26 protein-coding genes and 1 pseudogene are annotated in these 26730 nt (G+C 66.6%); 8 read left to right on the forward strand and 19 right to left on the reverse strand.

The window, feature by feature from the left end; genetic code table 11:
• The 5 genes and pseudogenes from C665_RS08935 to C665_RS08955 form a co-directional block, all read left to right on the forward strand.
• A pseudogene (locus C665_RS08935) lies at positions 1 to 439 on the forward strand (DNA polymerase III subunit delta'); the annotation flags it as partial.
• Entirely contained in the window at positions 436 to 801 is a 366-nt protein-coding gene (locus C665_RS08940; RefSeq protein WP_004306137.1) for a PilZ domain-containing protein, read from the forward strand. The pseudogene C665_RS08935 and the gene C665_RS08940, both read left to right, overlap by 4 nt.
• A gap of 86 nt (positions 802 to 887) precedes the next feature.
• Positions 888 to 1664 carry a TatD family hydrolase gene (locus C665_RS08945; protein WP_004306138.1) on the forward strand — a complete coding sequence of 259 codons (777 nt, stop codon included), beginning with the start codon at positions 888 to 890 and terminating at the stop codon, positions 1662 to 1664.
• Complete coding sequence (locus C665_RS08950; RefSeq protein WP_004306140.1) at positions 1645 to 2376, forward strand: ankyrin repeat domain-containing protein; 732 nt, start codon at positions 1645 to 1647, stop codon at positions 2374 to 2376. The genes C665_RS08945 and C665_RS08950 overlap by 20 nt, the downstream gene beginning before the upstream one ends.
• Positions 2377 to 2431: 55 nt before the next feature.
• Positions 2432 to 2773, forward strand: coding sequence for a zinc ribbon domain-containing protein YjdM (locus C665_RS08955; protein ID WP_004306142.1), 342 nt, complete (start codon positions 2432 to 2434; stop codon positions 2771 to 2773).
• 370 nt (positions 2774 to 3143) lie between these two features.
• Here the strand turns inward: C665_RS08955 and C665_RS08960 are convergent, their stop codons facing one another.
• Positions 3144 to 6047, reverse strand: coding sequence for a crotonase/enoyl-CoA hydratase family protein (locus C665_RS08960; protein ID WP_004306144.1), 2904 nt, complete (start codon positions 6045 to 6047; stop codon positions 3144 to 3146).
• 281 nt (positions 6048 to 6328) lie between these two features.
• Between C665_RS08960 and C665_RS08965 the strand changes: the two genes are divergently transcribed.
• Positions 6329 to 6925 carry a PadR family transcriptional regulator gene (locus C665_RS08965; RefSeq protein WP_004306146.1) on the forward strand — a complete coding sequence of 199 codons (597 nt, stop codon included), beginning with the start codon at positions 6329 to 6331 and terminating at the stop codon, positions 6923 to 6925.
• Positions 6926 to 6956: 31 nt separating this feature from the next.
• Positions 6957 to 8327 carry a D-serine ammonia-lyase gene (dsdA, locus tag C665_RS08970; RefSeq protein ID WP_004306148.1) on the forward strand — a complete coding sequence of 457 codons (1371 nt, stop codon included), beginning with the start codon at positions 6957 to 6959 and terminating at the stop codon, positions 8325 to 8327.
• Positions 8328 to 8342: 15 nt separating this feature from the next.
• Here the strand turns inward: dsdA and C665_RS08975 are convergent, their stop codons facing one another.
• Positions 8343 to 9440, reverse strand: a complete 1098-nt coding sequence (locus tag C665_RS08975; RefSeq protein ID WP_004306150.1) for an NADH:flavin oxidoreductase/NADH oxidase — start codon at positions 9438 to 9440, stop codon at positions 8343 to 8345.
• A gap of 141 nt (positions 9441 to 9581) precedes the next feature.
• The gene (locus tag C665_RS08980) at positions 9582 to 10166 is read right to left on the reverse strand and encodes a TetR/AcrR family transcriptional regulator (RefSeq protein ID WP_004306152.1); all 585 of its coding nucleotides are present in this window, start codon (positions 10164 to 10166) and stop codon (positions 9582 to 9584) included.
• A gap of 98 nt (positions 10167 to 10264) precedes the next feature.
• Here C665_RS08980 and C665_RS08985 point away from each other — a divergent pair, with 98 nt between their 5' ends.
• Entirely contained in the window at positions 10265 to 10792 is a 528-nt protein-coding gene (locus C665_RS08985; protein ID WP_004306154.1) for a CIA30 family protein, read from the forward strand.
• 125 nt (positions 10793 to 10917) lie between these two features.
• Here C665_RS08985 and C665_RS08990 read toward each other — a convergent pair whose 3' ends face one another.
• The 16 genes from C665_RS08990 to C665_RS09055 all read right to left on the reverse strand — a co-directional run.
• On the reverse strand, positions 10918 to 11532 hold the full coding sequence (locus C665_RS08990) for a DUF1294 domain-containing protein (RefSeq protein WP_004306156.1): 615 nt from the start codon (positions 11530 to 11532) through the stop codon (positions 10918 to 10920).
• Between the two features lie 375 nt (positions 11533 to 11907).
• Entirely contained in the window at positions 11908 to 12744 is an 837-nt protein-coding gene (locus C665_RS20655) for a hypothetical protein (RefSeq protein ID WP_157277030.1), read from the reverse strand.
• Positions 12745 to 13068: 324 nt separating this feature from the next.
• Positions 13069 to 14391 (reverse strand): IS1182 family transposase, encoded by a 1323-nt coding sequence (locus tag C665_RS08995; RefSeq protein ID WP_004301215.1) that lies wholly within the window; start codon positions 14389 to 14391, stop codon positions 13069 to 13071.
• Between the two features lie 196 nt (positions 14392 to 14587).
• Positions 14588 to 15346, reverse strand: a complete 759-nt coding sequence (locus C665_RS20660; protein ID WP_004306158.1) for a hypothetical protein — start codon at positions 15344 to 15346, stop codon at positions 14588 to 14590.
• A gap of 183 nt (positions 15347 to 15529) precedes the next feature.
• Positions 15530 to 16852, reverse strand: coding sequence for an ISL3 family transposase (locus C665_RS09000; RefSeq protein WP_004300719.1), 1323 nt, complete (start codon positions 16850 to 16852; stop codon positions 15530 to 15532).
• Between the two features lie 292 nt (positions 16853 to 17144).
• Positions 17145 to 17759, reverse strand: a complete 615-nt coding sequence (locus tag C665_RS09005) for a tyrosine-type recombinase/integrase (RefSeq protein ID WP_040828875.1) — start codon at positions 17757 to 17759, stop codon at positions 17145 to 17147.
• 180 nt (positions 17760 to 17939) lie between these two features.
• Positions 17940 to 18245, reverse strand: coding sequence for a type II toxin-antitoxin system RelE/ParE family toxin (locus C665_RS09010; RefSeq protein ID WP_040828869.1), 306 nt, complete (start codon positions 18243 to 18245; stop codon positions 17940 to 17942).
• 7 nt (positions 18246 to 18252) lie between these two features.
• Complete coding sequence (locus C665_RS09015) at positions 18253 to 18525, reverse strand: type II toxin-antitoxin system ParD family antitoxin (protein ID WP_040828871.1); 273 nt, start codon at positions 18523 to 18525, stop codon at positions 18253 to 18255.
• Positions 18526 to 18899: 374 nt separating this feature from the next.
• Positions 18900 to 19916, reverse strand: coding sequence for a DUF475 domain-containing protein (locus tag C665_RS09020; RefSeq protein ID WP_004306164.1), 1017 nt, complete (start codon positions 19914 to 19916; stop codon positions 18900 to 18902).
• Between the two features lie 99 nt (positions 19917 to 20015).
• Positions 20016 to 20750 (reverse strand): ABC transporter ATP-binding protein, encoded by a 735-nt coding sequence (locus C665_RS09025; protein WP_004306166.1) that lies wholly within the window; start codon positions 20748 to 20750, stop codon positions 20016 to 20018.
• The gene (locus C665_RS09030) at positions 20740 to 21513 is read right to left on the reverse strand and encodes an ABC transporter ATP-binding protein (RefSeq protein WP_004306168.1); all 774 of its coding nucleotides are present in this window, start codon (positions 21511 to 21513) and stop codon (positions 20740 to 20742) included. The genes C665_RS09025 and C665_RS09030 overlap by 11 nt, the downstream gene beginning before the upstream one ends.
• Positions 21510 to 22631, reverse strand: a complete 1122-nt coding sequence (locus C665_RS09035; RefSeq protein WP_004306170.1) for an ABC transporter permease subunit — start codon at positions 22629 to 22631, stop codon at positions 21510 to 21512. The genes C665_RS09030 and C665_RS09035 overlap by 4 nt, the downstream gene beginning before the upstream one ends.
• 13 nt (positions 22632 to 22644) lie before the next feature.
• A complete protein-coding gene (locus C665_RS09040) occupies positions 22645 to 23577 on the reverse strand; it encodes a branched-chain amino acid ABC transporter permease (RefSeq protein WP_004306171.1) in 933 nt (310 codons plus the stop codon).
• A gap of 138 nt (positions 23578 to 23715) precedes the next feature.
• Entirely contained in the window at positions 23716 to 24831 is a 1116-nt protein-coding gene (locus tag C665_RS09045; RefSeq protein WP_004306173.1) for a branched-chain amino acid ABC transporter substrate-binding protein, read from the reverse strand.
• 223 nt (positions 24832 to 25054) lie between these two features.
• Positions 25055 to 25897 (reverse strand): DUF429 domain-containing protein, encoded by an 843-nt coding sequence (locus C665_RS09050; RefSeq protein ID WP_004306175.1) that lies wholly within the window; start codon positions 25895 to 25897, stop codon positions 25055 to 25057.
• Positions 25898 to 26062: 165 nt separating this feature from the next.
• A partial coding sequence (locus tag C665_RS09055) for a histone deacetylase family protein (RefSeq protein ID WP_004306177.1) occupies positions 26063 to 26730 on the reverse strand: 668 nt, incomplete at its 5' end.

Consider the following 26730-nt stretch of genomic DNA (forward strand, 5'->3'; position numbering starts at 1 on the left):
GGCGCTGGGCGGCGGCATGCCGCTCGCCGCCGAGCGCCTCGCGCAGGGTGGCGGCGCGGCGATGCACGCGCGCTTCGTGCGCGATATCGCCGGCCTGCAAGGCGCCGACGCGCTGCGCCTGGCCGGGCAGTGGGAGGCCTGGCTGCGCTCGAAGGATGCGCTCGCCGCCGGCTTCGGCCTGCCCGAGCTCACCGACTGGATGCAGCGCTGGGTGAGCGACCTCGCCGCGCTGCGCCTGGGTGGCCGGGTGCGCTTCTTCCCCGCGCAGGAGGGCGTGCTCGCCGCGCTGGCCAGCCGCATGAGCGTGGCCGCGGCGAGCGCCTGCTACAATGAAGTCGCCCAGATCCGCAAGGTGTCGCGCCATCCGCTGAGCCTGCGGCTGGTGCTGGAGGACATGCTGATGCGCTACGCCCGTGCCGTCGCCGGAGCCCGAGGATGACCCAAGCCGTTCGACCAGCGGTCAGCCGCCCGAGCGTGCTGTCGCTCAACATCAGCTCCAAGTCGGCGCTCTACGCGGCCTACATGCCCTTCCTGGCCAACGGCGGGATCTTCGTGCCCACGCCCAAGAGCTACAAGCTGGGCGACGAGGTCTTCATGCTGCTGCAGCTCATGGACGACGCCACCCGCCATCCGGTCGCGGGCACCGTGGTGTGGATCACGCCGGACGGCGCGCAGGGCGGCAAGACCCAGGGCATCGGCGTGCAGTTCTCGCCCGACGAGTCCAGTCGGGTGCTGCGCGACCGCATCGAGAAGGTGCTCGCCGGCCATCTCGGCTCGAGCCGGCCCACGCACACGCTCTGAGCGCGCCGGCAAGGGCAGGGCCCGCTTCGCGTCGCGCGCTGCCGAGTTCAACAACGCCGACTTCATCAAACCATTCCAGGACCCGGATGTTCGTCGATTCACACTGTCATCTCGATTTTCCCGGCCTCGCCGAGCGCGAGGACGAGATCCTCGCCACCATGGCGGCCAACGGCGTCGGCACCGCGCTGTGCATCGGCGTACGGCTGGAGGAATTCCCGCGTGTGCGTGAGCTCGCCGAGCGCCACGCCCACCTGTGGGCCTCGGTCGGCGTGCATCCGGACAATGCCGATTGCGAGGAGCCGGACGTCGCCCGCCTCGTCGCGCTCGCGGACCACCCGCGCGTGGTGGCGATCGGCGAGACCGGGCTGGACTACCACTGGCACAAGGACGCGCCCGAGTGGCAGCGTGAGCGCTTTCGGGTGCACATCCGCGCGGCGCGTGCGACGGGCAAGCCGCTGGTCGTCCACACCCGCAACGCCGCCGCGGACACCCTGCGCCTGATGCGCGAGGAGGGGGCCGGCGAGGCCGGCGGAGTGATGCACTGCTTCACCGAGAGCTGGGAGGTGGCCGAGGCCGCGCTCGAGCTCGGCTTCTACATCTCGTTTTCCGGCATCGTGAGCTTCCGCAACGCGAAGGAGCTCAAGGAGGTCGCCCGCCGCGTGCCGCTCGAGCGCCTGCTGATCGAGACCGATTCCCCCTATCTCGCCCCGGTGCCGCACCGCGGCAAGACCAACGAGCCCGGCTGGGTCGTGCATGTCGCCGAGGAGATCGCCCGCCTGCGCGAGCTCCCGCTGGCGCAGGTCGAGCAAGCCACCACCGACAACTTCTTCCGTCTCTTCCGCCATGCACAAAGACCTGCCTGATCTCCGCACGCCCTCCCGCACTCCGGTACATGGGCTGCGCCGCCTCGTTCTCGCCGCGGCCTTCGTCGCCGGCGGCCTGGCTTCGCATGCCGCGCTCGCCGCCACCCTCGACGACGCGCTCTCCGCCGCCAGCATGGGCGACGCGAAGGAACTCGTCAGCCTGATCCAGCGCGGCCTCGACCCCGATACCGTCGACGCGCAGGGCAACACCTTGCTCATCCTCGCCGCGCGCGAGGGCCACACCGCGGCCGTGGAGGCGCTGGCGAAGAACCGCGCCCGCCTCGACTACCGCAACCCGGCGGGCGACTCCGCGCTGATGCTGGCCGTGCTGCGCGGCCACGAGGACGCCGCACGCGCGCTCATCAAGGCCGGCGCCGTGGTTGCGCACGACGGCTGGGCGCCGCTGCACTACGCCGCCTTCGAGGGCCGCGACGAGCTGATCGCGGACATCCTCGCCGCCGGCGCCGACGTCAATGCACCCGCGCCCAACAAGGCCACGCCGCTGATGCTGGCGGCGCGCAACGGCCACATCGACGTGGTCCGCCGCCTGCTCGCGCTGCCACAGACCGATCTCAACGCGCTCAACGACGCCGGCCTTTCGGCCGACGCCTGGGCGCTGCAGAACAACAACACCGACATCGCCGAACTGATCCAGGCCGAGCGCAAGCGCCGCGGCATCCGTCCGCCGGCGATGAAGATCACGATCGAATGATTCCCCATCCGGGCGGCCGTCGCGCCGCCTGCGGTCCAATCCATCAGGAAACGAAATGAGCAGCCTGCCCAGGTGCCCCGCCTGCAATTCCGAATACACCTACGAGGACGGCGACAACTTCGTCTGCCCCGAATGCGCCCACGAATGGCCGAAGCTCGCAGCAGCCGAGGCCACCGAGGCGCACAAGGTGTGGAAGGACGCCAACGGAAACGTGCTTCAGGACGGCGACAGCGTCACCGTGATCAAGGACCTCAAGGTCAAGGGCTCGTCCCTGGTCGTCAAGGTCGGCACCAAGGTGAAGAACATCCGCCTGGTCGAGGGCGACCACGACATCGACTGCAAGATCGACGGCATTGGCGCGATGAAGCTGAAGTCGGAGTTCGTGAAGAAGAATTGAGCGGTCGTCAGGAAACGCTCCGCAACCGCGCCGGTTCTGTAGGAGCGACGCAAGTCGCGATCGCACGGCACGGTGGTGAGGGGCGTGGGCGAGCGCGGAGACGTCGCAATCGCGACTTGCGTCGCTCCTACTGCGCTTGCCCGGGTGCGCATCACCGAGCCGCTCGAGATGCTCCGCGGCGCACCCCGGGGCACGGTCGGCAAGCACGCCGGTTTTGTAGGAGCGACGCGAGTCGCGATCGCACGGCGCGGCTGCGATGGGCGTGGGTGAGAGGCGTGGGTGAGGGCGGAGACGCTGCAATCGCGATTTGCGTCGCTCCTGCAGCGCGCCACGGACACAACGCGCATGCGCCCATGCCCTCAGACCGCGCTCAGTCGCGGAACTTCGGCGGCTGCTTGGTCAGGCCGGCGCGGATCGCCGCCTGCAGGTCCTCCGACAGCAGCATCGCGGCGTTCCAGGTGGCGACGCGGTCGAGACCGTCGGCGACGCTGTGGTCGCGGGCGTGGTTGAGCATGTCCTTGGTGCCGCGGATCGCCAGCGGCGACTTGGCGGCGATGGCTTGCGCGAGCTGCATCACCCCCTCCATCAGGGCCTCGGGCGTGTCGAAGACCCGATTCACCAGGCCGATCCGCCCGGCCTCCGCGCCGTCCACCCGGCGCCCGGTGTAGGCGAGCTCGCGCACCATGCCTTCGCCGATCAGGCGTGGCAGGCGCTGCAGGCTGCCGACGTCGGCGACCATGCCGAGGTCGACCTCCTTGACCGAGAAATACGTCCCCGCCGCGCAGTAGCGCATGTCGGCGCAGGCCACCAGGTCCACGCCGCCGCCCACGCAGGCGCCGTGGATGGCGGCGAGCACCGGCTTGCGGCAGCGCTCCAGGCTGGTGAGCGTGTCCTGCAGGTCGAGGATCAGGTTGCGCAGGTTCTCGCGCGTGCGCGCCTCGCAGGCGTCCTTCACCATGGGCAGGATGCCCATCATCATCTGCAGGTCGATGCCGGCGCAGAAGTTGGCGCCGGCGCCGTGCAGCACCGCCACGCGCACCGCGGGCGTGCGATCCACCCACTGCATCGCGGCGCGCAGGTCCTGCCACATCTGCAGGTTCATCGCGTTGGCCTTGTCGGGGCGGTTCAGCGTCACCAGCGCGACCTGGCCATCGAGGCCGATGCGCAGGGTGTCGAACTGCGGCAGGGGGATGCCGGCGCTGCCGGGAGAGGCGGGGAGCTGGCCGGCGAGCAGTGCAGGGGCGGATGCCGCCTTCTCGATCCTGGCCGCCAGCTCGATGCCCTGCTTGATCGCGCGCTTGGCGTCGAGCTCGGCGGCCACGTCCGCGCCGCCGATCAGATGCACCCGCATGCCGGCCTCGACCAGCGCGGCCTGCAGCTCGCGCTGCGGCTCCTGGCCGGTGCACAGGATCACGTTGTCGACCGCCAGCACCTCGTCCTTGCCGCCGATGCTCACGTGCAGGCCGGCGTCATCGATGCGGCGGTAGGTGACGCCCGCGATCATCCGCACGCCGCGGTTCTTCAGCGCGGTGCGGTGGATCCAGCCGGTGGTCTTGCCCAGGCCCTCTCCGACCTTGCTCGCCTTGCGCTGCAGCAGCACGATCTCGCGCGGCGCGGTTTCGAGCTGGGGGCGGGTGAGCCCGCCGCGGTTCGCATAGCGCGCGTCGATGCCCCATTCGGCGTAGAACTTCGCCGGCGCGAGGCTGGGGCTGATCCCCTCGTGGCTCAGGTACTCCGCGACGTCGAAGCCGATGCCGCCCGCGCCCAGGATGGCGACGCGACGGCCGACGGGCTTGCTGTCCCGCAGCACGTCGAGGTAGCCGAGCACCTTGGGATGATCCACGCCCTCGATCTCCGGCACGCGCGGCACGATGCCGGTGGCGAGCACGACCTCGTCGAACTTCCCGGCCAGCTCGGCGGCCGAGACGCGGGTGTTCAGCTTCAGCGCGACCCCGGTCTGTTCGATGCGGCGCCCGAAGTAGCGCAGGGTCTCGGCGAATTCCTCCTTGCCCGGGATCTGCATCGCGATGTTGAACTGTCCGCCGATGCGCGCGCCGGCCTCGAACAGCGTGACCCTGTGGCCACGCTCGGCGGCGGTCGTCGCGAAGGCCAGACCTGCCGGGCCGGCGCCGACCACCGCGATCGTGCGCGGCGTGGTGGTGGGTTCGATCACGAGTTCGGTCTCGTGACAGGCGCGCGGATTGACCAGGCACGAGGTGATCTTGCCGGCGAAGGTGTGGTCCAGGCAGGCCTGGTTGCAGGCGATGCAGGTGTTGATGTCGGCGCCGCGGCCCTCTGCGGCCTTGTTCACGAAATCGGGGTCGGCGAGGAAGGGCCGCGCCATCGACACCATGTCGGCCTTGCCCTCGGCGAGGATGGCCTCGGCGATCTCGGGCGTATTGATGCGGTTGGTGGCGATCAGCGGGATGCCGACGTGGTCCTTCAGCTTTTGCGTCACCCACGCGAAGCCGGCGCGCGGCACGCAGGTGGCGATGGTGGGGATGCGCGCCTCGTGCCAGCCGATGCCGCTGTTGATCAGCGTGGCGCCGGCGGCCTCGATGGCCTGCGCGAGCTGCACCACCTCCTCGAAGGTCGAGCCGTTCTCGACCAGGTCGAGCATCGACAGCCGGAAGACGATGATGAACTCGCGCCCGAGCCGTTCGCGCGTGCGGCGCACGATCTCGGTGGCGAAGCGGATGCGCTTCTCGTAAGCGCCGCCCCATTCGTCGGTGCGCTTGTTGGTGTGGGCGACGATGAACTCGTTGATCAGGTAGCCCTCGGAGCCCATGATCTCGACCCCGTCGTAGCCGCCGGCGCGGGCGAGCTCGGCGCAGCGCACGAAGTCCTCGATCGTGCGCTCGACATCGGCGGTGGACAGCTCCCGCGGTGCGAAGGGCGCGATCGGGGCCTGGATCGGGCTGGGCGCGACCAGTTCCGGGTGATAGGCGTAGCGCCCGAAGTGCAGGATCTGCATCGCGATCTTGCCGCCCTCGCGATGCACCGCGTCGGTGATCACGCGGTGGTGCGTGGCTTCTTCCTGCGTGGTCAGCGTGGCGCCGCCGCTCCACGGCCGGCCCTCGGCATTGGGCGCGATGCCGCCGGTGACGATGAGCCCGACGCCGCCGCGCACGCGCTCGGCGTAAAACGCCGCCATGCGCTCGAAGCCGCCTTCGGCCTCTTCCAGGCCGACGTGCATCGAGCCCATCAGGAAGCGGTTGGGCAGGGTGGTGAAGCCGAGGTCCAGGGGGCGGAATAGGTTCGGGTAGGTGGGCATCGTGTCGCTCGCAAATCGTCTTGGGGCCGGGGTCTTGGGCCCGGGGTCTCGAGTCCGGATTTTGGGTGGTGCCGGGTGATTCTGAGTGCGTTTGTCCGGGGCTGGCCGCATGGCCGGACGAGGACGCGAGGGAGGCCGACGCGCGTGCCAGAGGGGAGGGAGGAGCGCGCGCTGGCAAGCAGTCCTCATCCGACTATGCAACCAGTTGCAGAACTGTAGAAGATCGACGCCAACTATGCAACGCGTTGCACGATCGCGCGGCGCACGGCTAGACTCCGACCATGTCGCTCGCCCACGCCCTGCTCACCTCGCTGCTCGAACAACCCTCGTCCGGCTACGACCTGGCGCGGCGCTTCGACAAGTCCATCGGCCACTTCTGGCAGGCCACGCACCAGCAGATCTACCGTGAGCTCGGCCGCATGGAAAAGGCCGGGTGGATCCGCTCCGAGCCCGACCCCGACGCTGGCCGCACGCGCAAGCGCAGCTACGCCGTGCTGCCCGCCGGGCGTGAGGAGCTGATGCGCTGGGTGGCGGAGGCTGCGCCGCTGGCCGAGCTGCGTGATGAGTTCATGGTCCGCCTGCGCGCGGACGCCGTCATCGGGCCGCTCGACATGGTGCCCGAACTCCGGCGCCGCCGCGCGCTGCACGCCGACAAGCTGCGCGCCTACCGCGCCATCGAGGCGCGCGACTTCTCCCCCGAGGCCGAGCCCACGCGCAAGCGCCGCATTCACCACCTGATCCTTAAGGCCGGCATCCAGTACGAGCAGGGCTGGATCGCCTGGCACGACGAGGCGCTCGCGCTGCTCGGCGAGGAAGGCGCCGCGGCGCCCGCAGCCAGCACGCTATCCGCCCCTCCCGGCGCGCCCGAGGCGCGCTGACCGTCACCGCAATCACGCCCCCGGAGCGCTCATGATCCACGGCAAATCCCTCGAGGCCTGGTGCGCCAGCCATCCCCTCATCCGCGACCTGGTCGCCTTGCGCGAGACGAGCTGGTTCAACCCCGGCATCGCGCCGGCAGCGACGGCGCTCGCCGATGTCGGCCTGGGCGCAGACGACGTCGCCGACGCCAGCGCGCGCCTGCAGCGCTTCGCGCCCTACATCGCCAAGGTGTTTCCCGAGACCGCGGCCGCAGGCGGGATCATCGAGTCGGACATCGTGCCGCTGCCGAAGCTGCAACGTCGCCTGCTCGAAGAGGCGGGGAAGACAGGCGAGGCGCAACTGCCCGCAGCCGGCGCGCTGTGGCTCAAGACCGACAACGCGCTGCCGATCTCCGGCTCGATCAAGGCCCGCGGCGGCATCCACGAGGTGCTGTGGCACGCCGAGCGGCTGGCGTTGCAGGCCGGGCTGATCCGCGAAGGTGACGACTACGCCGCGCTCGCCAGCGATTCGGCGCACGCGTTCTTCGGGCGTCACCGCATCGCGGTCGGCTCCACCGGCAACCTCGGCCTGTCGATCGGCATCATGAGCGCCAAGCTGGGCTTCCAGGCCACGGTGCACATGTCGGCCGACGCGCGGCAGTGGAAGAAGGACCGCCTGCGCGCGAGCGGCGTCACGGTGGTCGAACACGCCTCGGACTACAGCGTGGCGGTGGAGCAGGGCCGGCGCGAGGCGGCCTCCGACCCGGCCTGCCATTTCGTCGATGACGAGAACTCGCCCCAGCTCTTCCTCGGCTACGCGGTCGCGGCCGAGCGCCTGGCCGGGCAACTGCAGCGTGCCGGCGTGCGTGTCGATGCGGAGCATCCGCTGTTCGTGTATCTGCCCTGCGGCGTCGGGGGTGGGCCGGGCGGCGTGGCCTTCGGGCTCAAACGCGTGTTCGGTGATGCGGTGCATTGCATCTTTGCCGAGCCGACGCATTCGCCCTGCATGTTGTTGGGTGTGTACACCGGGCTGCACGACCAGGTCAGCGTGCAGGACTTCGGCATCGACAATGTCACCGCGGCCGACGGCCTGGCGGTGGGCCGTCCGTCCGGCTTCGTCGGCAAGGCCATGCAGCGCCTCATCGACGGCTACTACACGGTGAGCGACGAGGCGCTGTTCCGGCTGCTGGCGCTCGCCCACGACGACGAAGGATTGCGCCTGGAGCCTTCGGCGCTCGCGGGCGTGCCGGGGATGGTGTGCGTGCTGCGCGATGCGGCCTATCTCGATCGCATCGGGGTCACCCCGGCGCGGTTCGCCCGGGCCACGCATCTGGTGTGGGGCACGGGCGGCAGCATGGTGCCGGATAGCGAGTTTGCCGCCCATGTCGACAAAGGTCGCGCGCTGCAGCGCCCGTCGTCCTGACGGGCGCCGCGCTGGTCACGCGCTTCTGTAGCGCTCGAGCCAGTGCGCGTAGGGCGCGGGCAGCACCCAGGTCGGGCGCTCCACGTTCAGCGCGCGCGCCGCCTGCATCGGCCAGTGCGGGTTGGCCAGATGGGCGCGCCCGACCATCACCAGGTCGAGCTGGCCGTCGCGCACGGTGGCGTCGGCGGTGGCGGGGTTGTCGATGCCCCAGGCCGAGGCCACCGGCAGTCCCGCTTCGCGACGCACGCGTTCGGCGATCGGCGCGAGGAAGGCCGGTGCCCAGGGGATGTTTGCGCTCGGCGTCGAGAAGCCCACGCTCACGCTCAGCAGGTCGAGGCCCTCGCGCTTGAACTGGCGGGTGAGCTCGATCGATTCGGCCAGCGTCTCTTCGTCGCGGCCGTCGTATTCGAGGACGCCGAAGCGCGCGGTCAGCGGCAGGTGTTCCGGCCACACCTTGCGCACCGCCTGCAGGGTCTCGAGCAGGAAGCGGCTGCGGTTCTCAAAGCTGCCGCCGTAAGCGTCGTCGCGCTGGTTGGCATGCACCGAGTAGAAGCTCTGGGCGAGATAGCCGTGGGCGAAGTGCAGCTCCAGCCACTCGAAGCCGGCCTCGAGCGCACGCCGGGCGGCAGCGACGAAGTCCTCGCGCACGCGGGCGATGTCGTCCACCGTCATCGCGCGCGGTACCTTGGGCAGGTTTGCGCCGAAGGCGGTCGCCGAGGGCGAGATCGTTGCCCAGCCGCGCGCATCATTGGCGGCGATGTGGTCGTCGCCGTCCCACGGCCGGTTGGCGCTGGCCTTGCGGCCGGCGTGGCCGATCTGGATGCCGGGCACGGCGCCCGCGGCCTTGATCGAGGCGGCGATCGGCGCCAGCGCGGCGGCTTGCGCGTTGTTCCACAAGCCGGTGCAGTTGGGCGAGATGCGGCCTTCGGGCGACACCGCGGTGGCTTCGACGATGACCAGGCCGGCGCCGCCGCGCGCGATCGCGGGGTAATGCACGCTGTGCCAGTCATTGACCACGCCGTCGGTGGCCATGTACTGGCACATCGGCGGCACGGCGATGCGGTTGCGCAGGGTGACGTCCTTGAGCTTGAAGGGCTGGAAGAGGGCTGACATGGGATTGGTCCTTTGGGGGGATTGGGAAAGAGGGGATCGATCAATGTGCGGCGACCGCGGGCGGACGCGACAGGGTTGAAGTTGAGGCAGGGCTTGAGGCGATTCGACCAACCGGAACGCTGTCATCCGCCGCGTGGGTGCTTATTCGGCCAGCAGTCGCAGGCTTGCCGACCAGGCCTGCTCGAGCGGTTCGGCGTTGCGGTGGAGCTTGGCGAGCAGGTTCGCGCCCAGCCACAGCGCGTAGAGGGTGCGCGCCGTCGGCAAGGGTTCGACCGCTGCGAGCGAGCCGTCCTCGACCGCGTCCGCAATGCACTGCCCAAGCCGCGCAATCACATGCTCGGTGCCGTCGCGCAGGGTCAGCCGCATCGCCTCGGACAGGTCCGACACCTCGGCGCTGAGCTTGACCACCAGGCATTTCTGCTCGCAGCAATCGTCCGCCTGGGTCGTGCGCCACTGCTCGAAATAGCGCAGCAAGCGATCCCGCCCGGACAGCCCCGGCGCCTGCAGCAGCGTGTCGAGCTGGGCGAGGTAGTCGGTGAAGTAGTCCTCGAGCAGCGCCTGGCCGAAGAGCTCCTTCGACTTGAAGTAGTGATAGAACGAGCCCTTCGGCACTTCGGATGCCTGCAGCAGCTCGGCAAGACCGACGCTGGAAAAGCCCTTGGCCGCGATGATGTGCTTGCCGGTGCACAGGATGTGCTGGCGGGTGTCGGTGTGGCGGGTGGTCATGGGGGAGGCAGTGTACGCACGAATAGACCGGTCGTCTAGAAGCGCATCAGAATTCCGCCGTGCATCGCACTGCTGGTCATCGGCGCCATAATCGCGCCATGCCCGAAACGCTCTTCCTCTTCGACCACCCCGAGTCGGTCGCCGCCTGGTCCGCCATCGATGATCGCGTCATGGGCGGCATCTCACGCAGCGCGCTGCGCTTCGATCCGGCCGGCCATGCCGTGTTCGGTGGGCAGGTCTCGCCGGACAACAACGGTGGCTTCGCCTCGGTGCGCGCGCCGGTTTCACCGCCGCCGGGCGCGGACATCGACGCGATCGAACTCGTCGTGCGCGGCGACGGCCACCGCTACAAGCTCAACCTGCGCACCGACCGCGGCTTTGACGGCGTCAATTACCAGGCCCCCTTCGAGCCACCCGCCGGGCAGTGGGCCACGCTGCGGCTGACGATCGATGCTTTCCAGCCGAGCTGGCGCGGTCGTGCGGTACCCGACGCACCACCCTTGCGCGGCGCGCGCATCGAACAGGTCGGGCTGATGATCGCCGACCGCCAGTTCGGTGCCTTCGTGCTTGCAATTGGCGCGATTCGTGCGAGGAGGGCAGGCGAGGGCGGTGACGCCCCTCGATGAGTCGGCGCCGCGCCACGCCCGATGGCGCGCGATCGCTCCAGCAGGCGCCGGCCTCTCAAGAAAATGTTTCACAAGCCCTTGTTTTCTTTGCGAACGCCTTTCACCGCTGGCGGGGGATGGGATGCTCAGATCGCCCGGCGCACCGTCTCCAGCGTCTGCGCCCCATACGGCGACAGCAGCCAGCCGAGCGCCGCGCAGTTGAGCACCACGGTGATCCAGTAGGTGGTCTGGAACGAAGCCTTCGAGGACTTGTGGCGGAACAGCCGCTGCGCCGCCAGCGCCCCCGGCCAGCCACCGAGCAGCGAGAACAGGTGCAGCGTGCGCTCCTGCACCCGCCAGGCGTTGCGCACCGCGGCCGACTTGTCGTGCCCATAAGCGAGAAAGGCGATCACGCTCGCGACGACATAGAGCCCGAGCACCGCCACCGGCAGCCTGCCGTAAAACGCCATCGCGGCGACGAACACCAGAAAGCCAGCGGCAAACACAGTCGGCAGCGCGCTGCGCTGGGAAGAAGCGGGCGCCACCGCCCGCTCGCCGACGAAGGCAACGCCTTTCGCCTGCGCACGTCCCTTGTTGTCGGTGTTGCACTCGTAGGTCACCAGCTCGTTCCCCTGCGGCCGGCGTTGTCGGTTGGAGAACTCGCTGACATGCAGGAAGACGCGCTCGCCGCCGCCGTTGGGCGTGATGAAGCCGAAGCCTTTGTCGTCGTTCCAGGTGGTGATTCGTCCTTGATGGCGCATGGGGGCGGAGGATGGGTAAGGGGCGGGGAAGGGGAATCCACGACGAGTGTCGTGAGCGGTGCGGAGGATAAACCAGGCGGTGACGGGCCGTCTGCTTGGGGCGGTGCTCCGTGCTTATGCCGGGCGGGCTATGGTTTTTTACCGGTTGCCTATGACGGTTCGTCGGCCAGTTCCTGCATTCGATTCTGCTCGGCTGCATGCGGAGGGGATGACCGCTTGCCCGAATTCCCAATTCACCCTACCGACCCAAAGCTGTTGTTGAGCTTTGGGAAAAGCTGCCACTCAATGCGACGCGTCAGCGGACGGCAAGATGTACGATTTATTGACGGTCCACCTCAATTGCCGGTTCTTGGATCAGCCTGCAAACCTTAATCGTTAGGCTGGGTAGCGAGCCTCAACCTCTGCCGCCTTTAGCACTTCCCGAAATATCGCCAACAACTCCGTTAGCGACTGCTTTACTCGCTGGTGATCCTGAAACACACCTTTCCCACGATGCGTTATGTTGGATCGAACTTGATAGTAGTAGGTCAGCGACTTATGTGGGGACTGCGGATCAAGCTCCACGCTCTTATCGGGCTGATCAGCACGGTAGACTTTGCGACAGTCTTTGACGTGTTGTGAGAGACCGGCAGCGAACGCTGGTTCGCTTGCGAGTTGATCGACCTTCTCCATGACCTTCTTGCCGAGGTGGTAACGCAACGAAACGTATCTCTCAATGGAGGACCACAGGAGGAGGTACGCCATTTGCATTCTGAAAAGAGGTTTCAGGTTCCATTCAAAGTCGCTTGAGGCCATGGTCTCCTCTACGACATCCAGGGCTTCTGTGAAGAGCGGATCGTTCCATCCGTTCCAGTCGTCCTCCTCACAGGGAACACTTCCTTTTCTCGGATACCGACCGACCAACACGTTTGCAGGTTTGCCGTCGACATCGGCTTCATTCCAACGGTAGTGCTTGTCTGGTTCCATAGCTGATATGCGTTCGTAGGCTGTCGCAGCCTGCTCAGGCACGAATGTCACCAGCGCCCCCTTGACGCGTCCGCTTCCATTCGATTCGATTATCGGCAGGCCGTCGCGCAGCAATAGTGTCCCCGCAACTTGCGCAGGCTCAGTAACACTGCTGACAAGCTCACGTAGCTGGAAGAAAGCTACCTGCCCAGGCCTGAAAAGGCCATAGGCGAAAAAGGGCAGATTACTATCCGGTGAGAGCTCCATTACTTCATCCAATTAGGAAACAACTGCAGCATACCGCATGCAGATGTTGGATGTCCGCTATAGGGCGCCAACGCTCACCGCCGGCCGCTGGCCGAAGAGGGATCCCCCCCTTCGAAGCGGCACTGCCAGCCGCCTCCAAGCGTCTCTACCCGACCCGAAGCTGACCTAGGAGTCTGCGCGGCAGAACTCCAGAGCGTGTTTTCTAGCAGAATGATTGGCGAACCGCGAGGTGCGGCACGAGACTGAGGCCGTGGTCAAGTTGCTTTGCGACGGCGCGGCGCGCATGCCGGACGGCAACGGGGACAGGTTTGCCCCCTTTTCCCGTCATGCCGTCCTCAATGTGCTCATCCTGCGCAGGTTCAGCGCCATACAGACGAGCTTCCACTCCGCTTTGACGCGCTCCAGGCCCCGCAGGCTGAACTGCCGGAATCCCAACACGTTCTTGATCCAGCCGTTGGGCGGTTCGGCGATCCATTTCCGTTTTCGGTAGGCGCTCTTGCCCGCCTCGCTCTCGAGCTTGTCGGCCATCTGCGCGGTGTGCGGATTGCGTTCGCGATCGAAGCCGAGTCGGCGCTTACCTTCCCGGCCCAGCGCCACCACCAGTTCGGTCCCGCACCCGTCGAGTTCCCGGAACGTTTGCTCCGAGCGGTAGCCGGTGTCGGCCAGCGCCTGGCGCGGTCGGTGTTCGACGTTGTCGCGCACGGCCTGCAGTACCCCCGCCAGTTGCCCGGCGTCGCTGGCGTTGTTGGTCAGCTCGGCCGCCACGATGATGTGGGCGGTCTCGTCGACCGCCGTCTGGGCGTTGTAGCTCGGATCGAAACCGCCGCCGGCGCGCTTCATGATGCGGCTGTCCGGATCGGTGAAGTTCTCCTGCGCCTTGTCCTCGGGCACTCCAAAGTCGCGCTTGTAGCGCCCGCCCTTCGGTTTGCCGTCACCGCCGCGCGGGCGACGCTCGTCATCGTCGCTGCGCCCGCGCGCCTGATCGGCCTCGCGCTGGCGCTGCTCGAGCCGCGCCCGGGCTTCAGCAATCGCCGTCAGCCGCGCCTCGCGCCGCGCGATCTCGGCCGGCACATCCCACTCGGGCTCGTTCCGCTCGGCGTCGTCGGCGGCCTTGGCCCGATTGAGCAGCGCCTCGATCTGCCGTTTCAACTCGGCCTCCGCCTTCACCATATGGCCGTAACTCATCGCCTTGTGGCGGCTGGCGTTTGCCTTGACCTTGGTGCCGTCGATGGCCACCGTCCCGAGCTTGACCAGCCCCATCTCGCGGGCCAGTCGCACCACCTGCACGAACAACTCGCTCAGCTCCTTCAAATGGACCGCGCGAAAGTCGCTCAGCGTGCGGTGGGCCGGGAAGTTGTCTGCCGCCAGGACCCGGAACGCCACATCCTCGTGCAGCTTGCGCGCGATCTTGCGCGAACTGAACACGCCCGTGGCGTACGCATACAGCAGCACCTTGACCATCATGGCCGGATGAAACGGCTGGTTGCGCGGTCCGCCACCGGCATACCGGGCGTGGAACGCGCTCAGATCCAACCCGTCGACCGCGTCGCTGATGAAGTACGCCAAGTGGCCTTCGGGTAGCCACTCCTGCAGCGCCTGGGGCAGCAGCATCTGCTGCTGCGGGCAATAGGGCAGATAGCTCGTCATCTCGACAGTCTACCGGCCCCGAAACGCCCGCGAGGACTTAACTCACCGACGCTTGGCTTCTGCCGCGCAGACTCCTAGCAGGTGGGCAAGGCTGTCACTAAGCATTGGAATCAAAGCAACGTCTCAAGTTAGGGGATTCCTGATCAATTGACCAGGGATTCCCCGGCTTTAAAATCTATCTTACGGAAAACCCCAATCAAGAAGGATAGCCTTCATAAAGATAACTGAATTTAGCTTCTTCCGGCGAGACATGTTCAAGCAGTTTAAAAAGATAAAGATCCTTTCTAGCTTCCGAGCTATGAGCAATCACCCTGAGACATTTCTCAGTCCAAATTTTCTTTGCGTGGACCAGGAAACGCTTCTGCTCTCCGGTAGCAGTTTCAAAGGCTTGGTTGATTTCTCCAAGTCTTGAAATACACAGATCAAAATTACTTTCCGGCTCTCCAGGCATGCCTGCATAAATGCGACTGCCGATAGGAATCGGATTATCCCGTTCCTTGGCAATACGACTAATCGCAACCTTCAACTCAAGAAGCAAGCTGGATGCTGACGTTTCTAGTTTTTCACGCAGAGTTGCCGGGAACTCCAAATGCAGATTGCTAAAATTCAGAGCTAGAATATGTTTCTCGACATCAATGTTCTCAAATGCAATTTGCCCCCATGTGTGAGAGAACATATTTCTTATTGTTCGTATGTGATTAAGATCAGAATACTGCCCCTGAGTTATCAATCCAAGAGCAAACGCTGCATTAATTTTCGCAGAAAAAGTTCCTAGAGGTGCGTCGTAGCCACTTATTAGCTTCTTAGTTGCTGTATTCTTGAACATATAGGCAAACAGCAAGTCTCGCAGACTATCATCCGCGAACGCAGCCAATGTAAGAACTAGGCCCTGCTCATTTAAGGCATGCAAGCGAACATTCAAACTATTTAGTTGCTCAAAAATGTCTTCAGTCATCGAAATCCATCGATCCTACACCCGATTTAACTTAACTTTTTTCTGGTGAAAGTTCTGCCGCATAAGACCGGAATGCCGGATGACATGTATTGCAGGGTGCTGTTTATAAGCAGGAGCTACGGACAAGGAAGAATTACAGGGCAAGAAAAGGGCTCTATGCCGTTTCCAGTGGGAATTGACTTCTCAACAAACATGACGGTAGCGCCCGTAGTCGCGGGCGACGGCCGGCACCAGGGGGTTCTGCGGTAGATGCTTGAGCTTGGACATGCGCAGGTAGGCCATAGCAATGAAGTTCTCGATGTTGCGGAAGCCGCGAGCGGCAGTCTTGGTCTGCTGGAGCAGGCCGTTCATCGCTTCGACGTAGGCGTTGCTGCGTCCGTCGAGCATGCCGCGCACGACGCCGCCGAGGTGCTCCTTCAGGGTGAGCGCCAGCCGCTTGAAGGGCTCCAGGCGGCTGCGGCGCGCCCAGCTCAGCCATTTGCTCATGGCCCCTTGCGCGATCTCTTCGTTGTTGCTCGCGGCTGCATCGCGATAGACCAGCCGCAGTGCCTGCTTCAGGCGCCAGGCGCGCGCGCTCTTCAGATTCGAGCGTTGCAGCCAGTGCATCGCCTCGAACTGGGCATGGGTCCAGCCCACCGGGTTCTTGCGCATGCCCCACAGCAGCTGTCGCAGCGTCTTCTTGCTCTGCGCGCCGACCGCTTCGCGCACCGCTGCCGCCGAGCTGCGCATCTCTTCGCGACGCACCTCGTCCATCGCCGCGTTGGCCAGCGCCACGACATGAAAACGGTCGTAGCTGATCCGGGCATTGGGCAGCGACTGGCCGATCCCCTTGGCGTAGGCCGCGCTCATGTCGATACAGGCATGCTCGATGGCCAGCGGATCGCCACCGTGCGCACGCATGTCCTGGGCAAAGGCCTGCAACGTCGCGTGATCTCGCCCTGGTGTGGCGAACAGCAAGCGCTTGGCCTCGAGGTCATGCACCACGGTGATGTACTCGTGCCCGCGCTTGACGCTGGTCTCGTCGATCCCGACGTAGCGCACGCCCGACATGTCGTCCTTGGCACGGGCCACCTCGACGTAATGGCGCACTCGACGCCACAGGCGCTTCGGAGCGACCCGCAACTGGTTGGCTGCCTGACGCACCGGCATCTCCCGGCACAGCGACAGGCTCAGCGCCTCGAACAGCAGGGTAAAGCCGCTCCCCTCACGCGCCCACGGCACCGGCAACTGCGTGGTCTTGCCGCAGCCCTTGCACTGCACGCGCGGGATCTCGGCATGCAGCCACGCTTCGAACTGAAAGAAGTCCAGGTGACGCCAGCTGCGCCGCACGCGGTCGTGGATCAGCTGGTGCTCGACCCCACACGCCGGACACGTCGCACGACCGCCGGTGTGCTCGACCTCGAAGTCGATCCGGCGCTTGGCTGTGTTGAGCTCGACCTTGGCGACGTGCCAGGGCGGCTGCAGGCCGAGCGCGGTGGTGAAGAGGGCTTCAATCTGGGTGTTCATGCGGTGCGAGGTCAGCGTCAGTGTCGGGCGGTTGTACCACCGATCATCATGTTTGTTGAGAAGTCAATTCCCACTGGAAACGGCATAGAGCCAAGAAAAGTAGCAGCCGACGGCATAGTGCGGTGATATGACCCATGTGGCACATAGGTAGAGAGCATACTGCTTCGCCCGGATGGCCGCTATCCGGATCGGTTGGCGGCTGGCGGCTCCTGGCCGATTGTGCCCTCTCGGCATCGCCACCGTAAGCGGCCGCCCGCTGGTCATAGACGCTCGGCGGGCGGCTACTCCAGCGTCAGATCTCGATCTGCTCAGAGATCTCCAGCGCGTCATCCACCTCAATGCCCAAGTACCGCACTGTCGACTCGAGCTTGGAATGCCCCAGCAGGAGCTGAACAGCCCGCAGGTTCTTCGTGCGCTTGTAGATCAATGTCGCCTTCGTGCGCCGCATCGAGTGCGTACCGTAGGCGGACGGATCGAGGCCGGCCACCACCACCCAGTGCTCGACGATCCGCGCGTACTGCCGGGTGGAGACGTGCGGGGAGTCGTGCAGCCGGCTCGGAAAGAGGAAGTCTTCCGACCTCAGCCGGGCCTTCGCGATCCAGGCGGCCACGGCCGTGCGCGTCGGCTCGGTCAGTTCGAACTGCACGGGCCGCTGAGTCTTCCGCTGCAAGACCATGGCGCGTGAGAGCACCTGGTTTCCATGCGTCACGTCACGCACCCGCAGGCTGACGAGGTCACAGCCTCTGAGCTTGCTGTCGATCGCGAGGTTGAACATGGCGAGGTCGCGCACTGCGTGCGCGTTTTGCAGATGGATACGGATGGCCCAGATGTCTTTGGGCTTGAGCGGCGCCTTCTGGCCAACCAGCTTTCCCTTGTTCCATGCTTCCCGATGTTCGCGGGTTTCCATGATCGGCTCCTTGCTGTTGATCGGAGCCTGATTCTTGAACTCGTGGCGTTCGGTTGCCATCGGGGAAGATGCCCACCGCGTACCACTCGGCCCGAGGGCTGGTGATCTTGACCAGCTGCGGCCAGATGAGCGCCTGCGCTACATCGGCGGATTGCAACGCATGGCGCTGACCGCGCGTCCTCAGTGGCTTGGCCAGTTCCAGATCGCGGGTACATCCCGGGCGTGGTGGAGGACGCGCGCAACGGTGATCCCATCGTCCTCGACGAAATAAAACAGGATGTAGGGCGTCGACGTCGGCCAACTGCGCAGGCCGACCGCCAGTTCGTCCCGAGCCCGGCCCATTTTCGGCTGCAGGAGTAACGTTCGCGACTCGGCTTGGATCTGATCGAGCAAGCGGTCGGCGGCCTCGACGCTGTCCTCGGCGATGAACAGCCAAGCCTCGAGCAAATCGTTTTCCGCACTGGCGGAATGTCGAACCTTGCTCACGCCGTCGCTACGCCGGCCGCCGAGCTGCCAGTGTTGCCCGGCCGCGTTGCTTGATTTCGTTGATGTCGAGTTCGCGCACCCGGCCCGCCTCGATGTCGGCGACGCCTTGGGCGATGTCGGCTTTCAGGCTGGCCAGGTTCGCCGCCTGCACGCCCTGGTAGGCCTCGAACAATCGCAATGCTTCGCGGATGACTTCACTCGCAGAGCTATAGAGGCCAGATTCGACGTGCTGGCGCACCCGGTTTTCCAGCTCTGGTGGTAAGGAGACGTTGAGGGACATGGCGTACTCCAGGCGATGTCAAGTAATGGCATAGTTTGCCACTAAACCGACTGCCTGTGCGCTTGTCAGCGCGTTCGCGCCGCCTCGACGATCCACGCTTTGTTGGGCTAGCCGGTGCGGGAATCTACCCTGTGCGTACGAACATGTACCGAAGCCCTTCCAGGGCAGAAGTCCTGGTTCGCGGGATGGCAAGTGAGCGACAGATTTCTGCCGCATTGCGGCTGCACTGGCAGCGGCTGGCGAATGGCGGCACCGGCCGAGATTCAGCCTTACGCCGCGCCACCCCCATCTCCCGCTTCCCCCTTCGCCAGCGCATACACATACGCCTCTACCACCTCGCCACTTCGTGCGCCGTGGGGATCCTGAGGCGGCGCTCAGTGCGCGAGCGCGGCGCGGTTGTGGCGGATCGAGCTCCACAGCGACGCGGCGATCAGCACCGCGCCGATCAGGCCGGTGATGGTCTCGGGGATGTGCACATGCACGCCGATGAACATGATCGCCGCCAGCGCGCCGATCGCCCAGAACGCGCCGTGTTCGAGGTAGCGGTAGGCCTCGAGCGTGCCGCGATAGACCAGCATCAGCGTGAACGAGCGCACGAACATGGCGCCGACGCCGAGGCCGATGGCGATGATCGGCAGGCTGTTGGTGAGCGCAAAGGCGCCGATGACGCCGTCGAAGCTGAACGAGGCGTCGAGCAGCTCCAGGTACATGAAGCCGGCGAAACCGGTCTTGGCGACCACCTGGCCGCCTTCGCCTTCCTCGCCGCCCATGATGGCGCCGATGCCGTCGGCGAGGATATAGACGATCAGCCCCCACACGCCGGCGACGATGAATTCCATGCGCTGCTCGGCGCCGTCTAGCCAGGCCGAACTCGACAGGATGGCGAGCAGCGTGAACATGATCTGCGCCGCCTCCAGGCGGCCGAGGTGGGTGAGCGGGGCCTCGATCGGCGCCAGCCAGTGGGTGTCCTTGTTCACGTCGATGAAGAACTTGAGGAACACCATCATCAGGAACGCGCCGCCGAAGGCCGCGATCTCGTGATGCGCCGAGGTGAGGATGCGCGCGTAGTCGTCCGGCTTGAAGAGCGCGAGGTCGATGACCGCCATCGGCCCCATGTTGGCGACCACGCCGACGATGGCGAGCGGGAACACGATGCGCATGCCGAACACCGCGATCAGGATGCCCCACAGCAGGAAGCGCTGGCGCCACTTCTCGTCCATGTGGCGGAGCACGGTGGCGTTGACCACCGCGTTATCGAAGGACAGCGAGGTCTCCAGCACCGCCAGCACGGCGACGATGAAGACGGCCGACCAGCCGCCGACCAGGTAGCCGCCGATGAGGCCGAACACGGTGAAGCCGATCGACCAGGTGAAGTACTTGAGGTTCTGCATGGCGAGGGCGTGCGAAAAAGGTGCGCAATGTTAGCGCTTTCGCTCCTCGTGTGCTCCCCGAGCGTTTCCGGCCTGCAGGCCCGCTTTCCCCCGGGTCGCCTACGCTTCCTCACCCAGATAAGCCGCGCGCACTTTCGGGTTCGCCAGCAGGTCACTGCCGCTGCCGGTGAGCGTGATCTTGCCCGACTCCATCACGTAGCCGCGCTGGGCGAACTCGAGCGCGAGGTTGGCGTTCTGCTCGACGAGCAGGATGGTCACGCCCTCGCGCGCCACCGACTGCACGACCTCGAAGATCTTCTCCACCACCAGTGGCGCCAGGCCCATGGACGGCTCGTCGAGCAGCAGCAGGCGCGGGCGCGACAGCAGGGCGCGGCCGATCGCCACCATCTGCTGTTCGCCGCCCGACAGCGTGCCGGCGACCTGCGGCAGACGTTCCTTGATGCGCGGCAGCATGGTGTAGACGCGCTCGAGGTCGGCCTCGATGGCGGCGCTGTCGTTGCGGCTGTAGGCGCCCATGCGCAGGTTCTCTTCCACCGTCAGGCGGGTGAAGATGCCACGGCCCTCGGGCACCAGCGCGATGCCGGCGCGCAGGCGGCGGTGGGCGGGCAGGGCGTTGATGCGCTCGCCCTTGTAGTGGATGTCGCCGCTGGCGATCGGTAGCACGCCGGCGATGGCGTTCAAGGTGGTGGTCTTGCCGGCGCCGTTGGCGCCGATGAGGCACACGGTCTCGCCGGCGTGAAGCTCGAAGCCGATGCCCTTGACGGCCTGGATGCCGCCGTAGGCGATCTTCAGGTCGTGCACGCGCAGCAGCGGGGAGGTCTGATCAGTGTGCATGCTTGCCTCCGCCCAGATAGGCGGCGATCACCGCGTCGTCCTTCTGCACCACGGCCGGCACGTCCTCGGCGATCTTCTTGCCGAAGTCGAGCACGGCGACGCGGTCGCACAGGCCCATCACCAGCTTCACGTCGTGCTCGATCAGCATCACGGTGATGCCGTCATTGCGGATCTGCTGGATCAGTTGCTTGAGCTGGCCGGTCTCGGTGGCGTTCATGCCGGCGGCGGGTTCGTCGAGCGCCAGCAGTTGCGGTTCGGTGGCGAGCGCGCGCGCGATCTCGAGCCGGCGCTGGTCGCCGTAGGAGAGGTTCTTCGACACCACGTCTGCGAAGCGCTCGATGCCGACGTAGCGCAGCAGCTCGTAGGCGCGCTCGGTGGTCAGGCGTTCCTCCTCGCGGGTGAAGCGGTTCTGCGTCAGCACGCCCCATATGCCCGCCCGGGTGCGGATGTGGTGGCCGGCCATGACGTTCTCGAGCGCGGTGAGGTCGCGGAACAGGCGGATGTTCTGGAAGGTGCGGGCGATGCCGCGGCCGACCACCTTGTGCGGCTTGCCGCTGGGCAGCTCGCTGCCGTTGAAGACGAAGTCGCCGCCGTCGGGGGTGTAGGCACCGGTGAGGACGTTGAAGAAGGTGGTCTTGCCGGCGCCGTTGGGGCCGATCAGGCCGTAGACCTCGCCCTTGCGGATGGTCAGCGACACGTCGGACAAGGCCTGCAGGCCGCCGAAGCGCTTGCCGATGTTGCGGGCTTCGAGCAGCGTGATCACTTCGCGGCCTCCCGCTTCGGCGTGTTGTTCAGGTGATGGCTCAGGTGGTGATCGTGGCAGTAGCGCGCACGCGCCGGAATCATGCCGGCCGGGCGCAGCAGCATCATCAGGATCATCGCCAGCGACAGCAGCAGCATGCGCAGCACCTCGGGGTCGAGCAGCACGTGGCCGAACAGGGTCTGCTGCAGCGGCACGGCGACGTCGCGCAGGAGTTCGGGCAGCAGCGCGAGCACGAAGGCGCCGACCACCGCGCCGGCGAGGTTGCCCATGCCGCCGAACACCACCATGGTCAGCACCGCGATCGACTCCATCAGGCTGAAGCTCTCCGGGCTGACGAAGCCCTGGAAGGCGCCGAACAGCGCGCCCGCCACGCCGCCGAAGGTGGCGCCGAGGGCGAAGGCGAGCAGCTTCATGTCGCGGGTGTTGATGCCGATCGCCTTGGCGGCGAGCTCGTCGTCGCGCATCGCCGCCCACGCGCGGCCGATGCGCGAGATCTGCAGGCGCTGGATGAAGATGATCGAGGCGACCACCGCGGCGAGGAAGAAGTAGTAGTAGAGGAACAGCGAGTGGATGGTGAAGTCCTCGCCGATGCGGATGTTGCGCGACAGGTCCCAGCCGAACAGGTTGATCGGGTCGATCATGTTGATGCCCTGCGGGCCGTTGGTGATGTTGACCGGGTAGTTGAGGTTGAGCATGAAGATGCGCACGATCTCGCCGAAACCGAGGGTGACGATGGCGAGGTAATCCCCGCGTAATCGCAACACCGGAAAGCCGAGCATTACGCCGGCGAGCGCGGCGAAGGCGGCGCCCAGCGGCAGGATGACCCAGAACGGCAGATGCACGTCGAAGTGCGGCGAGGCCAGGAAGGCGAAAGTGTAGGCGCCCACCGCATAGAACGCGATGTAGCCGAGGTCGAGCAGGCCGGCGAAGCCGACCACCAGGTTGAGGCCGAGCGCCAGCATCATGTAGAGCAGCGCGAAGTCGAGGATGCGCACCCAGCTGCGGCCGAACTGCCAGGCGATGAAGGGCGCCGCGATGGCGACGAGGATGATCAGCCAGCGCGCGGCGGTGGGGTTGCGCTTGCCCAGCCAGGGGACGGCGGCGACGAGTTCGTTCATGGTGCGTGCTCGCTCAGGCCCGGTCCGACACGCGTTCGCCGAGCAGTCCGGTGGGCCGGAAGATCAGCACCAGGCCGAGGATGATGAAGGCGAAGATGTCCTGGTAGGACGAGTTGAGGAAGCCGAAGGTGAGGTGCTCGATGTAGCCCGCGCCGAAGGACTCCACCAGCCCGAGCACGACGCCGCCGAGCATCGCGCCACCGAGGTTGCCGATGCCGCCCAGCACCGCGGCGGTGAAGGCCTTGAGGCCCGGCATGAAGCCCATGCCGTAGTGGGCGATGCCGTAGTTGCTGGCGAACATCACCCCGGCCACGGCGGCGAGCGCGGCACCGATGACGAAGGTGAGCGCGATCACCGCGTTGGTGTCGACCCCCATCAGGCTGGCGACGCGGTGGTTCTCGGCGGTCGCGCGCATCGCGCGGCCGATGCGGGTGCGATTGACGAGCAGCAGCAGGCCGACCATCAGCAGCGCCGACACCACCACGATGGCGATCTGCACCGGGGTGACGAACACGCCGGGGATCGGCTGCAGCGGCGTGGTCGAGAGGAGTTGCGGGAAGGTGTGGTAGTTGCGGCCCCAGATGATCATCGCCAGGGTCTGCAGCAGGAAGGACACGCCGATCGCGGTGATCAGCGGCGCCAGGCGCGGCGCGTTGCGCAATCGCCGGTAGGCGAGCCGCTCCATGGTGAAGCCGAGCAGCATGCAGATCACCATCGCCACCGCGAGCGCGATCGCCAGCATCACCAGCGGAGACATGCCGGGTGCCATGCCCATCAGGAACAGCATGGTCTGCAGCGCGACCAGCGCGCCCACCATCAGCACGTCGCCGTGGGCGAAATTGATCAGGCCCAGGATGCCGTACACCATGGTGTAGCCGAGCGCGATCAGCGCGTAGACGCTGCCGATCACCAGCCCGTTGATGAATTGCTGGATCAGGGTTTCCATGCTGCCTTCTTGAAGTCTGCGGAGTCGCGCGCCACGCCCCGGCGGACGCGCAGGGTCTCCGGGGCGGGCAAATCGAAACGGGGATGTCGCGCGCCGCCGGCGCGCCGCAAGCGGGTGCGCCGGCGGCGGTTCAGGCGCTTACAGCGGCACCCAGGCGCCGTCCTTGAAGTTGTAGATCGTCACCGCGCCTTCCTTGATGTCGCCGTTGGCGTCGAAGGAGACGTTGCCGATCACGCCCGGGAAGTTGCTCTTCTTGAGCTCGGGCAGGTACTTGGACGGCTCGACCGAGTCGGCTTTCTGCATCGCGGTGATGATGGCCATCGCGGCGTCGTAGGCGTAGGGGGCATACACCTGCACGTCGGCGTTGAAGCGCTTCTTGTAACGCTCGCGGAAGTCGGCGCCGCCCGGCATCTTCTCCAGCGGCAGGCCCGGCATCGAGCAGTAGGCGCTGGACGACATGCCGTCGCCGGCGAGCTTGATCATCTCGGGGCTGCAGCCGCCGTCGCCGGTGAGGAACTTGGCGGTGATGCCGAGCTGCTTCATCTGCCGCACCATCGGGCCGGCCTGGGCGTCCATGCCGCCGTAGAAGACGACCTCGGGGTTGGTGGCGCGGATCTTGGTGAGGATGGCGTTGAAGTCGGTGGCCTTGTCGGTGGTGAATTCGCGCGCGACGACCTCGCCGCCGGACTCCTTCACCGCCTTCGCGGTCTCGTCGGCCAGGCCCTGGCCGTAGGCGGTGCGGTCGTCGATGATCGCGACGCGCTTGGCGCCGAGCGCGCCGGTGGCGTACTTGCCCAGCCCGGTACCTTGCTGCACGTCGTTGGCGATGGTGCGGAACACGCCGCTGAAGTTCTGCAGCGTCAGCTTCGGGTTGGTCGAGGCCGGCGACACCTGCGGAATGCCCGCCTGGTCGTAGATGCGCGAGGCCGGAATCGAGGTGCCCGAGTTCAGATGCCCGATCACCCCCTTCACCCCGGCATCGACCAGGCGCTGCGCCACCGTGGTGCCGGTGCGCGGGTCGGCCTGGTCGTCCTCGCCGACCAGCTCGAACTTGACCTTCTTGCCGCCGATCGTCACGCCCTTGGCGTTGGCCTCCTCGATGGCGAGGCGGGTGCCGTTCTCGAGATCCTTGCCAAGGTGCGACTGGTTACCGGTGAGCGGGGCGGCCCCGCCCAGCTTGACGACCACTTCCTGCGCTTGGGCGGCACTGAGGCCGATGCTCATCAGGGCGACTGCGACGACGGTTCTCTTCATGCTCTGGATCTCCGGGGTGATCGGGGGAGGGGTTTGGGTGAAGCCGAAACGCGTCCGTATTGTGCCCAAAAAAACGCGTTGCGAATGGGCGAATTAACTGCGCGAATGACTTGTCCTGCCCTGAGGCTGAAGCAAGCGCCATGCCAAGCAAGCGACCGTATTGGGCAGGCATGCCCGGGTCATGCGACGTCGTCGATGGTGCGAAGCCGGTGGTCGCCGAGTGCTAAGCGTTGCTTGTCCCGCAACCGGCGATCCACCCCTCCAGCGGATCCATCCCGGCGGGCAGGCCGAAGTGCGGCGGGCCAAGGCGCGCAGCCGCGGCCGCCTGCAGCAGCGCGAGCGCGGCGTCCAGAAGATCGCCGCTGGCGTCGTCGAGCATGGCCTGGTGTTGTTCGCGCGTGGCGGCCAACACCAGCGGTCGGGACGCGCCCTGCGACGAGACCGGTCCGACGGTGAGCGTGTCGATGATCTGCTTGCGTGCCGCATGGCGTTCCGCGTTCTGCTTGCGGCGCTCGTCGCTCTTGTACGAAGCGGGGGTGATGCGGCGGGCGAGCAGCCCGGGATAAGCCTCGATGGCCACGCGGCTCGGGTCACCGTCGTGCATGCCCGGCACACGCACGCCAGCGGCAAGCAGCCGCGGCGCCCCTTCCAGGAACATCAGCCCGACCGGCGGATTCACCAGCTTCAGCGGACTGTGCGAGCGTGCGGGGAGGTCGGTGGCGCGATGGGCATAGCGGCGACCGACCGGGCGAGATTCGCGGTAGGCATCGAGCGCGGCGCGAAAGGCGGGCTTGCCGAGCGTGGCGCAATGGCGCACGAGGGCTGGCCAGGTCTGCGGCCAGTCCAGGTCGGCGATCGCCTCGCGCGGCAGTCCGAACGGGAAGTCAAAGGCGCCTAGCCAGGGGCCGGGGCGAGCGAGCAGGGCCTCGAAGCCGGGCCAGTCAACGCAGTGCTCGAAACGGACGAGCTCCACGCGCGCGCCGTCGAGGTGGCCATGGGCCACGGTGATCGGCTTGGCGCGGCGGGGTGAGGAGGTGAAGTCCACGCCGTACAGTCGGGTCGTCATCGCTGCATGTCTCCAGCGACGCAATGCGTCGTGATCGGTGCTTCGGCGCTGCAGGCCGCACCGCGTCGGGACGGACGCGATGCCCGGTGCAACGCGGGCCGATCCGGGGCACGTACTCGCGTTCCGGCACCATCGCAGTGCGCGCCGCGGATTTGAACCCGGCCGTCAGCGCGCATTGGCCACCCGCGCCGCCGTGCAGAGGGTGTTGAAGTGGATCGTCACCGTGTCGTCGATCGGCTGCGCGTAGCCACCGGCCATGGCCACGGCGACCGGCACGTCGGCGGCGCGGCACCGGCCGAGCACGCGTTCGTCGCGCCGGCGCAGGCCGTCGATGCTGAGCGCGAGCCGGCCGAGGCGGTCGCCGGCGTAGGGGTCGGCGCCGGCGAGGTAGATCACCAGCTCGGGGCGGCCGCGGGTGAAGACGGTGTCGAGCGCCGCATCGAGCGCGGCGAGGTAGGCCTCGTCGCCGGTGTCGTCGGGCAGTTCGACGTCGAGGTCGCTCGCCTGCTTGCGGAAGGGGAAGTTCTTCGCACCGTGCAGGCTGCAGGTGAAGACCTCGGGCGTGTCGGCGAGGATGGTCGCGGTGCCGTCGCCCTGGTGCACGTCGCAATCGACGATGGCGATGCGGCCGGCGCGGCCCTCGGCCCGCATCGCCAGCGCGGCGATGGCGGCGTCGTTGAACACGCAGAAGCCCGAGCCGAAGTCGCGATGTGCGTGGTGCGTGCCGCCGGCGAGGTTGGCGGCACAGGCTGCGCCGCCCTCGCGATCGAGCGCGCTGCGGCAGGCGGCCAGCGTGGCGCCCGCCGAGCGGCGCGAGCGCTCGACCATCGCCG

The organism is Thauera aminoaromatica S2 (assembly GCF_000310185.1).
In the GTDB taxonomy this organism is placed as follows: domain Bacteria; phylum Pseudomonadota; class Gammaproteobacteria; order Burkholderiales; family Rhodocyclaceae; genus Thauera; species Thauera aminoaromatica.

Excerpts from the sequence above, each read along its gene's own strand:
- C665_RS08940 (WP_004306137.1), top strand. The coding sequence starts at position 436 with ATGACCCAAGCCGTTCGACCAGCGGTCAGCCGCCCGAGCGTGCTGTCG.
- C665_RS08945 (WP_004306138.1), top strand. The coding sequence starts at position 888 with ATGTTCGTCGATTCACACTGTCATCTCGATTTTCCCGGCCTCGCCGAG.
- C665_RS08950 (WP_004306140.1), top strand. The coding sequence starts at position 1,645 with ATGCACAAAGACCTGCCTGATCTCCGCACGCCCTCCCGCACTCCGGTA.
- C665_RS08955 (WP_004306142.1), top strand. The coding sequence starts at position 2,432 with ATGAGCAGCCTGCCCAGGTGCCCCGCCTGCAATTCCGAATACACCTAC.
- C665_RS08960 (WP_004306144.1), bottom strand. The coding sequence starts at position 6,047 with ATGCCCACCTACCCGAACCTATTCCGCCCCCTGGACCTCGGCTTCACC.
- C665_RS08965 (WP_004306146.1), top strand. The coding sequence starts at position 6,329 with ATGTCGCTCGCCCACGCCCTGCTCACCTCGCTGCTCGAACAACCCTCG.
- dsdA (WP_004306148.1), top strand. The coding sequence starts at position 6,957 with ATGATCCACGGCAAATCCCTCGAGGCCTGGTGCGCCAGCCATCCCCTC.
- C665_RS08975 (WP_004306150.1), bottom strand. The coding sequence starts at position 9,440 with ATGTCAGCCCTCTTCCAGCCCTTCAAGCTCAAGGACGTCACCCTGCGC.
- C665_RS08980 (WP_004306152.1), bottom strand. The coding sequence starts at position 10,166 with ATGACCACCCGCCACACCGACACCCGCCAGCACATCCTGTGCACCGGC.
- C665_RS08985 (WP_004306154.1), top strand. The coding sequence starts at position 10,265 with ATGCCCGAAACGCTCTTCCTCTTCGACCACCCCGAGTCGGTCGCCGCC.
- C665_RS08990 (WP_004306156.1), bottom strand. The coding sequence starts at position 11,532 with ATGCGCCATCAAGGACGAATCACCACCTGGAACGACGACAAAGGCTTC.
- C665_RS20655 (WP_157277030.1), bottom strand. The coding sequence starts at position 12,744 with ATGGAGCTCTCACCGGATAGTAATCTGCCCTTTTTCGCCTATGGCCTT.
- C665_RS08995 (WP_004301215.1), bottom strand. The coding sequence starts at position 14,391 with ATGACGAGCTATCTGCCCTATTGCCCGCAGCAGCAGATGCTGCTGCCC.
- C665_RS20660 (WP_004306158.1), bottom strand. The coding sequence starts at position 15,346 with ATGACTGAAGACATTTTTGAGCAACTAAATAGTTTGAATGTTCGCTTG.
- C665_RS09000 (WP_004300719.1), bottom strand. The coding sequence starts at position 16,852 with ATGAACACCCAGATTGAAGCCCTCTTCACCACCGCGCTCGGCCTGCAG.
- C665_RS09005 (WP_040828875.1), bottom strand. The coding sequence starts at position 17,759 with ATGGAAACCCGCGAACATCGGGAAGCATGGAACAAGGGAAAGCTGGTT.
- C665_RS09015 (WP_040828871.1), bottom strand. The coding sequence starts at position 18,525 with ATGTCCCTCAACGTCTCCTTACCACCAGAGCTGGAAAACCGGGTGCGC.
- C665_RS09020 (WP_004306164.1), bottom strand. The coding sequence starts at position 19,916 with ATGCAGAACCTCAAGTACTTCACCTGGTCGATCGGCTTCACCGTGTTC.
- C665_RS09025 (WP_004306166.1), bottom strand. The coding sequence starts at position 20,750 with ATGCACACTGATCAGACCTCCCCGCTGCTGCGCGTGCACGACCTGAAG.
- C665_RS09035 (WP_004306170.1), bottom strand. The coding sequence starts at position 22,631 with ATGAACGAACTCGTCGCCGCCGTCCCCTGGCTGGGCAAGCGCAACCCC.
- C665_RS09040 (WP_004306171.1), bottom strand. The coding sequence starts at position 23,577 with ATGGAAACCCTGATCCAGCAATTCATCAACGGGCTGGTGATCGGCAGC.
- C665_RS09045 (WP_004306173.1), bottom strand. The coding sequence starts at position 24,831 with ATGAAGAGAACCGTCGTCGCAGTCGCCCTGATGAGCATCGGCCTCAGT.
- C665_RS09050 (WP_004306175.1), bottom strand. The coding sequence starts at position 25,897 with ATGACGACCCGACTGTACGGCGTGGACTTCACCTCCTCACCCCGCCGC.